Annotated in this window: 12 protein-coding genes; 10 read left to right on the top strand and 2 right to left on the bottom strand. The window is 36.5% G+C overall.

Going from position 1 to position 13,334, the window contains the following annotated elements; translation table 11 throughout:
- Positions 1–330 precede the first annotated feature (330 nt).
- Positions 331–1,713, bottom strand: a complete 1,383-nt coding sequence (locus tag H5159_RS00785; protein ID WP_182779518.1) for an MBL fold metallo-hydrolase RNA specificity domain-containing protein — start codon at positions 1,711–1,713, stop codon at positions 331–333.
- A gap of 451 nt (positions 1,714–2,164) precedes the next feature.
- On the opposite strand from H5159_RS00785, the gene rfaH reads away from it, so the two are divergent.
- Positions 2,165–2,647 carry a transcription/translation regulatory transformer protein RfaH gene (gene rfaH / locus H5159_RS00790; protein WP_182754168.1) on the top strand — a complete coding sequence of 161 codons (483 nt, stop codon included), beginning with the start codon at positions 2,165–2,167 and terminating at the stop codon, positions 2,645–2,647.
- A gap of 549 nt (positions 2,648–3,196) precedes the next feature.
- Here rfaH and H5159_RS00795 read toward each other — a convergent pair.
- Positions 3,197–3,346 carry a hypothetical protein gene (locus H5159_RS00795; RefSeq protein ID WP_182779519.1) on the bottom strand — a complete coding sequence of 50 codons (150 nt, stop codon included), beginning with the start codon at positions 3,344–3,346 and terminating at the stop codon, positions 3,197–3,199.
- Positions 3,347–3,753: 407 nt separating this feature from the next.
- Here H5159_RS00795 and H5159_RS00800 point away from each other — a divergent pair, with 407 nt between their 5' ends.
- From H5159_RS00800 to H5159_RS00840, 9 genes are all read left to right on the top strand, one after another.
- Positions 3,754–4,869, top strand: a complete 1,116-nt coding sequence (locus H5159_RS00800) for a polysaccharide export protein (RefSeq protein WP_182779520.1) — start codon at positions 3,754–3,756, stop codon at positions 4,867–4,869.
- A 13-nt stretch (positions 4,870–4,882) separates the two neighbouring features.
- Positions 4,883–5,317: a low molecular weight protein-tyrosine-phosphatase gene (locus H5159_RS00805; protein ID WP_182779521.1), complete on the top strand. Its 435-nt coding sequence runs from the start codon at positions 4,883–4,885 to the stop codon at positions 5,315–5,317.
- Positions 5,318–5,332: 15 nt separating this feature from the next.
- Entirely contained in the window at positions 5,333–7,567 is a 2,235-nt protein-coding gene (locus tag H5159_RS00810; protein WP_182779522.1) for a polysaccharide biosynthesis tyrosine autokinase, read from the top strand.
- A 35-nt stretch (positions 7,568–7,602) separates the two neighbouring features.
- On the top strand, positions 7,603–8,595 hold the full coding sequence (locus tag H5159_RS00815) for a hypothetical protein (RefSeq protein WP_182779523.1): 993 nt from the start codon (positions 7,603–7,605) through the stop codon (positions 8,593–8,595).
- Positions 8,588–9,808: an oligosaccharide flippase family protein gene (locus tag H5159_RS00820; protein WP_182779524.1), complete on the top strand. Its 1,221-nt coding sequence runs from the start codon at positions 8,588–8,590 to the stop codon at positions 9,806–9,808. The genes H5159_RS00815 and H5159_RS00820 overlap by 8 nt, the downstream gene beginning before the upstream one ends.
- Entirely contained in the window at positions 9,780–10,253 is a 474-nt protein-coding gene (locus H5159_RS00825; RefSeq protein WP_182779525.1) for a hypothetical protein, read from the top strand. The genes H5159_RS00820 and H5159_RS00825 overlap by 29 nt, the downstream gene beginning before the upstream one ends.
- Positions 10,250–11,302 carry a hypothetical protein gene (locus tag H5159_RS00830; RefSeq protein ID WP_182779526.1) on the top strand — a complete coding sequence of 351 codons (1,053 nt, stop codon included), beginning with the start codon at positions 10,250–10,252 and terminating at the stop codon, positions 11,300–11,302. The genes H5159_RS00825 and H5159_RS00830 overlap by 4 nt, the downstream gene beginning before the upstream one ends.
- A complete protein-coding gene (locus H5159_RS00835) occupies positions 11,299–12,423 on the top strand; it encodes a glycosyltransferase (RefSeq protein ID WP_182779527.1) in 1,125 nt (374 codons plus the stop codon). Before H5159_RS00830 ends, H5159_RS00835 begins: the two co-directional genes overlap by 4 nt.
- Positions 12,424–12,509: 86 nt before the next feature.
- Positions 12,510–13,328, top strand: a complete 819-nt coding sequence (locus H5159_RS00840) for an ATP-grasp fold amidoligase family protein (RefSeq protein WP_220496415.1) — start codon at positions 12,510–12,512, stop codon at positions 13,326–13,328.
- Positions 13,329–13,334: the final 6 nt, after the last annotated feature.

A 13,334-nucleotide genomic window follows, 5' to 3' on the forward strand; every position in this document is an offset into this window, starting at 1 on the left:
TAAGTTTTGTAGCATAATGAGTTTTTCGTGGCTTCTATGTTATTTTGATCCTTGTGTTACAGGAAAAATAAGTAATTAAAAATAGAATAAACTTCAGTTTATAACTCACGCTCGTTAAACTCATCAGCAGCTTAGGTAGAATAATTGAATTGCCCTTAATAAAAGAATCTAAGGGCATTAAATGCTTTGTATTTATCCGTTTATTACATCATTGTTAGAAACCACTTACCCTCGAAGTTGAATGTTCTGTTGTATCCTAACTTCGGAAAATAAATATATTCTAGTTTGTATTCGGTAGACTCAGTTGTGATAGATACGGCATTAACTTTTTTATTTATAAGTATTATTTCCGATTTCTATAAATATTTGTTCGTCTAAAACTGCTTTATACCTTGCTGCCAAAGCAGCTTTTGCATCATCATCGCCATGTACAATTTTTATATGGCTTGGCTTTTTATACATACCCGTTACAAACTTAATTAATCCGCTTTGATCGGCATGGGCACTGTACCCGCTAATTGTATGTACTTTTGCGTTTATAGTAATGCGAGCATCATTTATAAAAACATACCCATTACGCGGGCCATATTTTTGAATTTCGCGGCCTAACGTTTTGTTTCCTTGGTAACCTACAAACAATACATCGGTGGTTTTGTCATTTAAAAATCGCTCAAGATAATTAACTATACGCCCACCAGTGCACATACCGCTTGCTGCTAATATTATGGCTGGTGTTGGCCGCGAACTTAAATAGTTGATAATAGCCAAATGCTCTTTGTGTGAATCAACCGTAGTTAGGTTTTTAAAATCGAGCGGGTGCCTACCGTTTGCAACTTTGCGTTTGGCCTCGCTATCCCATAGGTATTTAAACTTTTTGTATTGCTCAGTAAAATTGGCTGCCATAGGGGAGTCGAGTATTACGTGAATGTCTCGCCAATTAGACTTTTTAGATGAGCTATGTATGAGTTGCTCCAGCTCATATAGCAGCTCTTGTGTACGCCCAATACTAAAAGCTGGCACTAACACCACGCCATTATCGCTAACAGCGCGTTCGATAATGTTTTTTAGCGTTTGAGTGCGCTCTTTACGGCCTTGATGATTTTTATCGCCGTAGGTTGATTCAATAACTAGAGTGTCGGCTTTGTAGGGCGGCTTAGGCGAAGGGAGTAACGGGGTATAGGGCGCGCCCAAGTCTCCCGAAAATACAACGCGATGTTTGTTGTTATTGCTATTTGTAATATCAATTTCAACGTAGGCAGAACCTAATATATGCCCAGCACGCTGAAACCGCGCTTTAGCTTTATTGAGCCCTTTGCAAGGTAGTTCAAACCACGCTTTATAGTCAACAGCTACTATACGTTTATTTAATAAGCTTAAGCAGGCAGCTATAATTTTAGGGTCGCGGGTTACACCTACTTTTAAAGCATCTTCTATTACTAAAGGTAATAAACTGGCTGATGCAATACTTGTAAAAATAGGGCCTTTAAAACCGGCAGCTAATAAGTAAGGAATTCTACCAACATGGTCAATATGGCAATGGGTAACAATAAGGGCAGTAACATGGGTAATATTAAACTCAATTGAAAGATCGACTTTAGAGTCTTCGCCTTGAAATAACCCGCAATCAATAAGCACACCTGTTTGCTCGTTAACTACCAGCTCGTGGCACGAACCGGTAACTCCATTAACCGCTCCGTGGTGAAGTATTTGCATTGCGCTTCCTTGTTATCAAGTTGTTACATTGAATTTTAAGGTAGAAGCAAAGCCATAAATATTCAAGGTTATAACGCTTGAGCTAAATTAATAACCCCACCTGCAAATATGAACCAACCTGTAAGTGCGAATTTACTTTGCGATTTTATCATTTTTATCACTTTGCGTTCTTACTTAGATATTAATTTTTAGATCATATTAATTCAGGTTTTTAATAAATTTATTACCTTTTCCTAAACTTTTGTTTAGCTCGTTCTAAACATTGCTTTATAAGCGCTAAACCAGCGTTAAAGCCTTTATTTCTCTTAAATTCAATAACATTGTTTACCAATGTGAGTGGCTATTAACCACTAAGGCTTATTTACATAGGCACTCTATGGTGGTTATAATGCCGCCGTTATTTAGTTTAGCGTTGTGTTTTTTGCAACTTAGTTATGTGTTAAGGACTATTATGGAAAGTTGGTATTTAGTCGTATGCAAACCTAAGCAAGAAGAGAGAGCTAAAACTAACTTGCAAAATCAAGGGATTGAAGCGTTTTACCCCAAATTAACTACCGAAAGGTTGGTTAAAGGTCGGCGTACCGTCAAACAAACCGCTTTATTCCCTAATTATTTATTTGTATGCCTTGAGTCAAAAAACGGTAATTTTTCTGCTGTAAAAAATACACGTGGAATTGGTGGCTTTGTATCCTATGGATCACAGTATCAATTAGTTTCTACACATATAATTAATCAGCTAAAAAATGAGCGTTCACACACCACAGAATCACTAATACCAAAAGCAGGTGATGTAGTAAGTGTGAATAACGATTCATTTAATAATATACAAGCAATATACAAAGAGCCAGACGGCGACCTGCGCAGTATTTTACTAATTAACTTACTCAATCAAAAAATTGAAGTAAGTGTAGATAATAAAGATATTAAGCAATAATAACTAAAAGCGTAACACCGTAAAAAATAGCTATATATCAGTACATAGGAACTGTAACCTAAGGGCGGAAGCGTGCCTAAAACACTGTGGTTAATTACTTGTAGACGCACAGCTTGCTGGCGTGACGAGCAAAGCTCGTAATAGAACTTCTTCACAAAGAGGTCAAGGACACTGCGCTTTAGAGAAGTAAACAGCCATAAAGTACTTGTTTAAATGGCTTCTCATTTACTCCACATTCGCTTCTCTTTGTGCAATCATATTTTAAGTGATTTATTCACAAAGAGGTTAAGAGGGCGCTGCGCTTTAGAGAAGTAAACAGCCATAAAGTACTTATTTAAATGTCTTCTCATTTACTCCTCATTCGCTTCTCTTTGTGCAATCATATTTAAGTGATTTATTCACAAAGAGGTTAAGAGGGCGCTGCGCTTTAGAGAAGTAAACAGCCACAAGTACTTATTTAAATGGCTTCTCATTTACTCCTCATTTGCTTCTCTTTGTGCAATTATCAATAAATGTGTTTCAAAAAGAAGTTATGAGCACGCTGCGCTTTTAACGTTGAAGCCCCGTGGCAAAGTTTAACACCGTGGTTACGGTCACTCGTAGACGAGTAGCTTGCTGGCGTAACGAGCAAAGCTCGTAATAAGGGTTATTCACAAAAGGGTTAAGAGCACGCTGCGCTTTAGAGAAATAAAAAGTCATAAAGCATTCGTTTAAATGGCTTCTCATTTACTCCTCATTCGCTTCTCTTTGTGCAATAAATCTTTAAGTGGTTAATCTGAAGAGGTCGAGGGCGCTGCGCTTTAGAGAAGTAAACAGCTATAAAGCACTTGTTTAAATGGTTCCTGATTCACTTCTCTTTGTGCAATTGGTGATGAATGCGTTAAGTGTTTTACTAAAAACGGCTTTCAATTAAATTTATTCATAAATGCCTTGCGAAAACACTGATATAATTTCAGTGCTAATTAAAAACTTAGTTACAAAGCTTTTACAAAGCAAAGGCTATTGCTTCACAATAGTGCGCATGCTTTAATTAGTCGGCTAAAATACAAGTGCTCACCAAGGTTGGTGAGTAAGTGCAATATTTAAAATAATTTTGGGATTCTACAATGGCGTTAAGCTGTAAATCACTCGCATCAATACTCGCAATACTAAGCATGACCGGCTGTACAATAGTACCAGGCAGTCACTTTGAAGGTATAGACTCAGGCGAGCAAACACAAAACCTCGAACAAGATCTCGAAAAAGTAAACATTCAAATAATCGACTCGCTACTAATAAATAAACAAAATCAAGCGCGTATAGCTGCTAAACCAATTTCAAGCACCGCTGGTTTAAATGTAAGTAACTACGAATACAAACTAGGTGTTGGCGACGTACTAACAATAGGCGTATGGGATCACCCAGAGCTAACAATACCCGCAGCAGTACAACGTACCGCAGAGTTTGACGGCTTCCGTATACAACGAGACGGCACCATTACTTACGCCTACGCACCAAATATACCCGCAGCAGGTAAAACAATAAGCCAAGTACGTAATGAGCTTGTAAAACGCCTAAGTCGAGTAATAGAAGACCCGCAAGTAGATATAAAGATAGTTGGTTTTAAAAGCCAAAAAACATATGTGACGGGTGAGGTAAAACAACCCGGTGTATATCCAATCACAGAGAACCCTCTTACCTTAATTGATGCCCTAAACCAAGCGGGCGGCTTAACTGATGCAGCCGATTGGCGCACAGTAACATTTACCCGTGGCAACAAAACAGAAGTTATAAAACTTGATGACTTTTATGCCCATGGTGACATTTCGCAAAACCGTTTATTGCAACATGGCGACATTGTGCATGTACACCGAAACGATGCACAAAAAATATTTGTATTGGGTGATGTTAAAAAAGCAGGTTCAGTAACGCTTAACCGTTATGGTTTAAACTTGGCCGAAGCGCTAAGCGACTCGGGCGGCTTAAACGAAGCAACAGCCGACGCTAACGGCGTATTTGTACTGCGTAAAAGCAACGTAGAGCAAACCGGTGTTATTGCAAACGTATACCAATTATACGCTAAAAATATAGCGGCAATGGTATTAGCTGAGCAGTTTGAACTACAACCGCGCGATATTGTATATGTAACATCGGCACCGCTTGCCCGTTGGAACCGTGTAATAAGCTTACTGTTACCGTCAATCGCGACTGTAGATAGTGTTGACGATATAACTGCAAACTAAGGGTTTTTTAAAGATGTTTGATTCAGTTTTAGTAGTGTGTGCAGGTAACATTTGCCGCAGCCCAACAGGTGAGTATGTTTTAAAGCAAAAGCTTGAAGGCAAAAATATTAAAGTATCGTCAGCAGGTTTAACCGCGCTTGAAGGCAAACCAGCAGATGCAAAAGCAAAGCAAATAGCACTTGCACATGGTATCAATATGGATACTCACCAAGGGCAACAGCTTACATCAAGCTTAGTTGCGCAAAACAGCGTAATACTCGTAATGGAAGAACGCCATTTAAACGACGTACATGCTCGCTACCCAGAGGCGCGCGGTAAAACGTTTTTACTAGGTAAGTGGATTAATAACGCTGAAATACCAGATCCTTACCGCCAAAGCCAAGAGGCTTTTGAACACGTTTATACATTAATCGACAGCGCGTGTAGCGCTTGGCAAAAGTATTTATAAGGAATGGCTAATTTAATGAATACCCAGCCGAATAACAGCGCTAGTAGCGCGAATAGTAAAAGCACTAATAACACGCAAGAAATTGATTTAATGGCGCTACTAGGCGCATTGCTCGATCGCAAATATTTTATAGTAGCCGTAACTGCGCTGTTTATGTTTGTAGGTGTTATTTATGCTGTATTAAGTACCCCTGTTTACCAAGCAACAGCCATGATACAAGTTGAAGACGGCGGCGCATCAGTCCCTGGTTTTGACGATATGGCAGGCATGTTCGAAAGTACATCGGCCGCAGTAACCGAAATAGAGCTACTAAAGTCGCGCAGTATAATAGGTGAGGCCGTTGATACGTTAAAGCTTGATATAATAGCAGAGCCTAAATTATTTCCGTTTATAGGGAGCCGAGCTTACCGTACTTTTACCCCAATGGAAGATGGCGATTTAGCTGAGCCAAGCTTTGGTGCTAATAGCTACGCATGGGGCGGTGAGAGCATAAATGTATTTAGATTTGACGTACCACGCTTTGCAATCAATAAAGAATTTACAGTTGTAGCACAAGCTAACAATAGTCTTGCACTTTTAAATGAAGACGGTGAGAAAATATTATCGGGTAAAGTAGGCGAGGAGCTTACAAACGGTAAGTTTAACTTAACCATTCGTACTTTAAATGCTCGCCCTGGTACAGAGTTTACAATTACCCGTAAAGATCGCTTAAATACTATTTTAGACCTTCAAACTGCAATTGGTGCAAGCGAAAAAGGTAAAGACTCAGGCATAATTAATTTAAGCTTACAAAGTACTAAGCCAAGCTACGCTGAAAAAGTACTTGATAAAGTAGCGGCTATTTATGTACGCCGCAATGTTGAGCGCAACAGCGCTGAAGCACAAAAGTCGCTTGAGTTTTTAGAAGTACAATTACCTGAAATTAAAAAACAGTTAGAGTTCGCAGAGCAACGCTTTAACGATTACCAAATTAAACGCCAGTCAATAGACATAACGCTTGAGACTCAAGGCGTGCTTGAGCAAGTAGTAAAGCTTGAAACCAAACTACAAGAGCTAAACCTAAAACGTTTAGAGCTTGGCCGTAAATTTAAAAAAGACCACCCAGCATACCAAGGTATAATTGAGCAAATTCAAGCAGTAGAAAGCCAAAAAAATGAGCTAATTGGCGAGGTAGGTAACCTACCCGAAACCCAACAAGAGTTATTGCGCTTAAAGCGCGATGTTGAAGTAAGCAACCAAATTTATACGTTGCTACTAAGCAAAACCCAAGAGCTTGATATAGTACGCGCCGGTACCGTAGGTAATGTACGTGTTATAGACTACGCCGAGGTAAATACCAGTAAACCAGTAAAACCTAAAAAAGCGCTAATAGTAGTAATGGCAACTATGCTAGGTGGCATGCTTGCAGTGGCTATTGTACTTATACAAAAAGCCATGCACAAAGGGGTAGAAGACCCAAGCGAGATTGAAGGCCTAGGCATACCTGTATACGCAAGTGTACCCCACTCAGACTACCAAGATAAACTAACCGGCTTTACAGGGCGCAAAAATAAAGCAGGGAAAGCAAAAAGCTTACTAGCGCTTGATAACCCAGCAGACCTTTCAATAGAGGCACTACGCAGCCTACGTACAAGCTTACACTTTGCGATGATGGAGGCTAAAAACAACATTATTGCTATATCGGGCCCAAGCCCGGGTGTGGGTAAATCGTTTATATCGGTTAACTTAGCGGCAGTACTAGCACAGAGTGGTAAAAAGGTACTAATTATTGATGCCGACATGCGTAAAGGCTACTTACAAACACAGTTTGGTTTAAAGTGGGACGATGGCTTAAGCGATTATCTATCAGGCCGTTTAAACCTAGATCAAGTTACTAAATCAACTAAAGTTGAAGGCTTGAGCGTTATTACGCGCGGACAAATACCGCCAAACCCTTCTGAGCTATTAATGCATAGCAATTTTAGCAAATTAGTTGAAGAAGTAAGCGCCGCTTACGATATTATAATTATTGATACTCCTCCAATACTGGCAGTAACCGACCCGGCTATAGTGAGTGCGCATACAGGCACTACCTTATTAGTAGCGCGTTTTGGCCAAAACCACTTGCGTGAAATAGACCTAACTCGCAACCGTTTTGAACAAAATGGAATAGACGTAAAAGGGCTTGTATTTAACGGTGTAGTTAAAAAAGCGAGTAACGCTTATGGGTATTACGGTTATTACAACTATGAATATAAATCCGATAAATAAAGCCGTTTATTTATATAGATTTTACAGGGTTTATAATGAAAATTAAAATATTACATCATCAAAAGTACTTCGGGCAAAGTTTACCTACATTTAAAAGTATGGATTTAAACTTGTTGGAAACCTCTTTACAAAAACTTGGCTTTAGTACTTCTTTAATTAGTTTTGAAGAGTTGCAAAGTGAGGTTCCATCAAATGATACGTTTTACTTATGTGGCAGTCATCAAAATTTGGATGTGAAAAGCTACTTGGACGATGTGCTGGATTTAGAGTGTTTTGAAAATAAAATTATACCTAACAGGCGATTAGTAAAGGCGCATGAAAATAAAGGTTTTCAAGGGGTGCTAGCAAAAGCATTAGGGCTTCCCTATGAGGAACAGTTGTACTTTATTGAACCTCAGAGTTTAAATGAAACAAAGGTTATTAAACTAGTTAATGGTGCAGGTAGCGGCGGCGTTAAGCTATGTAATAATAACAAAGAGTTAAAGGCGTTTTTATTTAAAGCCTTAGCATTAAAGCTAGGGGTAAAAAGGTTGGCGTACTTTTTAAGGGCCAAGTTTAATAGCGTACGCAAAATTAATTATCATAAAGAAGCGCTTTCATATTACACCCCTAAAGAAAAATATATTACTCAAGATTTTGTAGCTGGTCTAACCTGTGATTTTAAAGTGCTGGTTTTCATGAATAAGCTATTTGTGCTCAAAAGAAATACAAAAAAAGGGGATTTTAGAGCAAGTGGTAGTGGCTTGTTTGACTTTATAGATGCGCCGAATGATATGCTCGAATTTGCTTTTCAATTTCGTAAAGAGTTAGATACACCTTACGTTTCTATGGATATTATAGAAAAAGGTAATGGTTATAGTTGTATAGAATATCAGTGCGTTCACTTTGGGCCTTATACACAAATGGAGGCAGAGCATTACTATTTATTTGACAATAACACTTGGCTAAAAAAGCATAATAACACCAAACTTGAGCCACTTATTGCGGATTCCCTATACTTATTTTTAAAGTGCAAAAAAGTTGTTTAAAAAAACTCTGGGCTTAAGCAGTGCGCTGGCGGTAAGCCAGTTAATTAATTTTATAGCTATGACTCTAGGCTCTAAATTATTTGGGCCTGATGTTTTTGGTCAATATATGTTTGTTAACTCTATTTCGCTAACATTTGCTGTACTTGTTTGCCTGAGGGGCGATCATTTTATTTTAGCCAAAAATGACATAAGCTTAGAAAAAACCATAAACACTTTTTTATCAATATCTATACTTATTTTAATCATATGTATTTCTATTGTTGTAGTTTATTGGGTTACAGTTGGTGCTAATTATGCGCAAGTTTCACTCATACTAGCTGGTATTTTACTGGCTGGCGCTAACGCTAACTTCCAATTACTAGGTAGTGCGCTAATCAAAACTGAAAAACTTAAAGTATTCAGTTACTCATCAATAATAAAACCAACCATAATGTGTTTAGGTCAAATATTCATTTTTATGCTTGCGCCATTATTGGCATTTGCGATGATTTTACCTAGGCTGCTTGGAGATATATCTGCTTTTTTAATCAGGTTTCGTACCATAAAAAATACTCCTTTTGTCTTCGACAAAGATCAAGTGGCATTTATTAAAAGTAATTATAAATATTGCGTTGTCGGTACAATAGCTAGTTTTTTGAATGTTTTATCTCAACAGATGCCGATGTTACTCTTACCAATATTATTTGGTTATGCGGCATTAGGCTATTTTTCATTAGCGTTTTCTTTGGTTGTGATACCTGTAACACTTTTGCTTTCACCTTTGAGAAGCTTATTAATTAAAGAGTATGCAAGTCACAATTCAAAGAATAAAGTCTTTAATAAGTTTACATTACTACTCATGCCAATAAGCATAGTGGGAGTTTTATTTGCCTTTTTTGCTTCTGAGCCTATTGTTTTAGCAATTTGGGGAAAAGAGTGGTTGCAAACAGCTTTATATATAAAATTAATTAGTATTTGGGCTGCCAGTGGTTTGTTAAATGCGCCTAGTTTTGCCTATATTATTGCCACAGAAAAACAGGAATACCTTTTATATTTAGAAGTGTTATTTATTTTTATAAAAATTGCTATTTTAGGTGGTGCTTATTTTTTAGGTACGGGCTTGGTGTTTACATGCATTTATATTGTTTTAAGTGGTGTTTTTTATAACCTAATTTTAATTATTTTTGCAAAGGTTAAAGTTTATAATGAATGTAATAAAAGAAATACAGCTTGACCTTAAAGTCAATAAAGGTAATGGTTTTTTCACAAAATTAATTTTTATAACATATAGGCTTGGCAAGGCTTGTCCCTATAGAATATTGCGCATTTTTATTACTGTTTTTCATAAGTTATTTTGCTTGATAGTAGGTTGTTCTATTCCTTATGGTTGTGATATTGGGTCATCTGTGTGCTTTAAGCATGGCTTTTTCGGGGTATTCATTTCTAAGGGCGCGCGTATTGGGAATGGTTGCATAATTCTTCATCATGTAACCATAGGATCGCAATACTTGGATGGTATGAGTGCACCAACTTTAAGAGAGCAAGTTCAAGTTGGTGCTGGTGCTGTTATTATTGGGGATATTGAAGTGGCTTCGTTGACTAAAGTATCGCCGAATGCATTCTTAAATAAGAGTACAAAGGTTAATTCTAAAGTTTTTGCTGTAAGCCAAGAAAAATGAAAAGTTTAAAAAATATTATCTACTTTATATTAATTTCAAGAGTTTTTTATTGCCTTTTTGCCATTTTTGTTTATTCAAAATTTTCTCAGTTAGGTGACACATCTGGATATTTAGAAGGTGCTTATCTCTATAGAAATGATTTTACCAGTACCGCATACTTAATGTCCTTGATAGGTTCGACTCTTGGTAATTTTGGGAGTGCTTTGCTATCTATTCTAATTTCTACCTTTTCAATTGTATTTCTTTACCTAAAGTTGGAACCTTATTTGAGTAGTAATGGGAGGCGGTTTTTTCTTTTTATTACTATAACTCCTTCTTTTGGTATGTGGACATCAGTGTATTCTAAAGAGTGTATTTTACTGCTTTTTTTTTCTTTGGCAGTGGGGTTGTTGATAGATTTATGTGAAAGGAAAAAAATTAGCTTAATAAGATTAGTTATAGTTTTTGCAATTGTAACATTCATGAAACCACATTATTCTATTAGTCTTTATTTAACATTGCTTGTCATTTATTTAGATAGATCGGGAGTTGAAGGTTTATATTTACTAGTCTTAACTATTATATGTAGTGCCCTAGCTTGTTTTTTTGCTTGGTATCTATCCGATACTGTATATGAATATACACAGCTTTTGAGTAATAGTTACTTCGTTAATGGCGCCAGTACTAGAGAAAATGACTTTTGGCTAGAGCAATATGACTTTTTTCTTTATGCCCCAGTAGGTATCGTAAAGTCTTTTATAGGCCCTACACTTTTTGAAGCCGTGAATCGAATTATGTTTATGCCATATTTTTTAGAAGGGCTTTTTATATTTACTTCGTTGGTAGTGTTTTCTTACAAAAGCGTATTTTATAAAAATAAACTTAATGTATTTCATTTAGCTATTTTCTTATCATTTACTCTAGTTTTAATATTTTCACATTATCCTGTTGGAATAATGAATCCAGGCTCATCAATTAGGTACCGCTCTGGATTTGTATTCCCAATGATTTGTTTCATTTTATTTATAGCAAGTAACAAGTATAGATGCATAGCTGGGAGGAAGGATTGAAAAAAATTATTTTCATAAATAATTTAGGGTTAGGGGGGGCTGAGCGAGTTGTATCCAGGTTGTTTGTAAATGATGATGTTCGTAACTCTACAATTCTTTGGACTTTATTTCCTGACTCATTCTATGATGTAGGTAGAACAGCAAGAGTAAACTTACAGCAGGGAAAATTTTCGCTTTTTTACACGATTAAAAATCTTTTAGAGTTAGACAAAGGAACTATAGTACAAGCTCATTTAAACCTTCCAATAATGTATAGTGCTTTTGCAAAGTTCTTAGGTGCTAAATTTGAATTTCAAGCTGTGCATTGCTTTGCATACAGTAGCTTTTATAAGCGCAGAGGTTTTAAAGGCAAAATACACAGGCTTGCCTTTGGGTTACTTTTAAAAAACGTGCACACTCACATTTTCAAAGCAAAAGAAATGGTGGATGATTTTGAAGATGTATTTGGGTGGCAGCCTTCTCGCTATTCTGTAATTTACAACCCTTACGATATTGAAAAAATAACCTTAAGTGCTCAACAACCACTACTGACTAATGAGCAATTGGATAATAACAAAATGAATGTTGCAGTGGTGGGGCGATTAAATGAGTCGAAACGTGTTTTCGATATTATTAATATAGCCAATGAAACAGCTAGCTTTGCGGTATATCACTTTTTTGGCGATGGCCCATTGCGAGAGGAATTAACAGCAAAAATAAAAGCGAAGGGTATAAATAATATTGTATTGCATGGAATGGTGAGTAACCCATTTAAGTATGTAAGGCAGTGCGGGGTTTATTTGTCTTTATCTGAGTCTGAAGGGTTTCCTAATGCGTTAGTTGAGGCGATGATTTGTGGTGCAATCCCCATACATTCTGATTGTAAAACTGGCCCTAAAGAAATTTTATGCGATGACTTTGAGTCGTTTAACTTAAAAAAGGGTGATTTTAATATTGCAGACAGAGGATTACTGTTTGGTGTTGGTGATAAATCTGCAGCACTAAAGGCTATTACCCATGTTTACAATAACCGTATTGAACTAAATGAGTTATTTAGACAACCGCATCTAGAATACATTCAAAGTGTTGCACTTGATACTATTTTAAATAAGTACTCAAAAATATTAAAAATTACTGATTAAGTCTGGTCGTTAATATGAACAAAAAAATAAAATACTTTATACGTGATTTAATAAGATTAATATTAAGGCCCAAAGGTTATACTTTTATGCGTTTTTTAAAGACTCATAAGTACATTCCTAACTTTAATGCCCCTCAAACCTTTTCAGAAAAGTTAATTGTTAGAAAGTTTAGTATCGAGCCAAATCAGCTTTCTAAATATGTTGATAAGTTTACTGTTAGGGAGCATGTTAAGCGTACTATTGGTGAGCAGTATTTAATTCCTCTTATTAAAAGTGTTACTCATTTAACTGTTAATGACTTTGAAAATTTACCTAAAAGCTTTGTGATAAAAACAAGTAACGGTGGTGGAGGTGAAAACGTTTTAATTGTTGAAGATAAAACAGAGCTTGATTTAGATAAAATATGTAAACAGTTTAACGCTTACTTAAAAATTAAAGTGGGTAAAATAGTTGACGAGCACTTTTACGATGTAGAAACACCAAGAATAATTTTCGAAAAGTTAATTAAATTAGGTGATGGTGGTTACCCGTCAGATTTTAAATTACACATATTTCAAGGCGAATCTAATAATAGTGAAAAAGTAATAGTGCAGGTGGATGCTGATCGATTTGAAAATCATAAAAGGTCTCTTTATAACGAGGATTTAGAGTTACTTGATTATAATATTCAGCCTAAATATGACACTTTAGGTGGTAGTTACCACTTCCCAAGCAATATGCAAGATTTAATATCGCTTGCTAAAAAGCTAGCGAGCCCATTTAAGTATGTAAGAGTAGATATGTACAATGTTGATGGTGTTATATATTTTGGTGAGTTAACATTTTGTCATGGAAGTGGCTGGGAACCAATGAGTTCTAAAAGTGTTGACCAGTTATGGGGTAGTTATTGGCATGAATTTAAGTAGTTTGGA

Source organism: Pseudoalteromonas sp. SG43-1 (assembly GCF_014164415.1).
Lineage (GTDB): Bacteria > Pseudomonadota > Gammaproteobacteria > Enterobacterales > Alteromonadaceae > Pseudoalteromonas > Pseudoalteromonas distincta.

Excerpts from the sequence above, each read along its gene's own strand:
- H5159_RS00785 (WP_182779518.1), bottom strand. The coding sequence starts at position 1,713 with ATGCAAATACTTCACCACGGAGCGGTTAATGGAGTTACCGGTTCGTGC.
- rfaH (WP_182754168.1), top strand. The coding sequence starts at position 2,165 with ATGGAAAGTTGGTATTTAGTCGTATGCAAACCTAAGCAAGAAGAGAGA.
- H5159_RS00795 (WP_182779519.1), bottom strand. The coding sequence starts at position 3,346 with ATGACTTTTTATTTCTCTAAAGCGCAGCGTGCTCTTAACCCTTTTGTG.
- H5159_RS00800 (WP_182779520.1), top strand. The coding sequence starts at position 3,754 with ATGGCGTTAAGCTGTAAATCACTCGCATCAATACTCGCAATACTAAGC.
- H5159_RS00805 (WP_182779521.1), top strand. The coding sequence starts at position 4,883 with ATGTTTGATTCAGTTTTAGTAGTGTGTGCAGGTAACATTTGCCGCAGC.
- H5159_RS00810 (WP_182779522.1), top strand. The coding sequence starts at position 5,333 with ATGAATACCCAGCCGAATAACAGCGCTAGTAGCGCGAATAGTAAAAGC.
- H5159_RS00815 (WP_182779523.1), top strand. The coding sequence starts at position 7,603 with ATGAAAATTAAAATATTACATCATCAAAAGTACTTCGGGCAAAGTTTA.
- H5159_RS00825 (WP_182779525.1), top strand. The coding sequence starts at position 9,780 with ATGAATGTAATAAAAGAAATACAGCTTGACCTTAAAGTCAATAAAGGT.
- H5159_RS00830 (WP_182779526.1), top strand. The coding sequence starts at position 10,250 with ATGAAAAGTTTAAAAAATATTATCTACTTTATATTAATTTCAAGAGTT.
- H5159_RS00840 (WP_220496415.1), top strand. The coding sequence starts at position 12,510 with ATGCGTTTTTTAAAGACTCATAAGTACATTCCTAACTTTAATGCCCCT.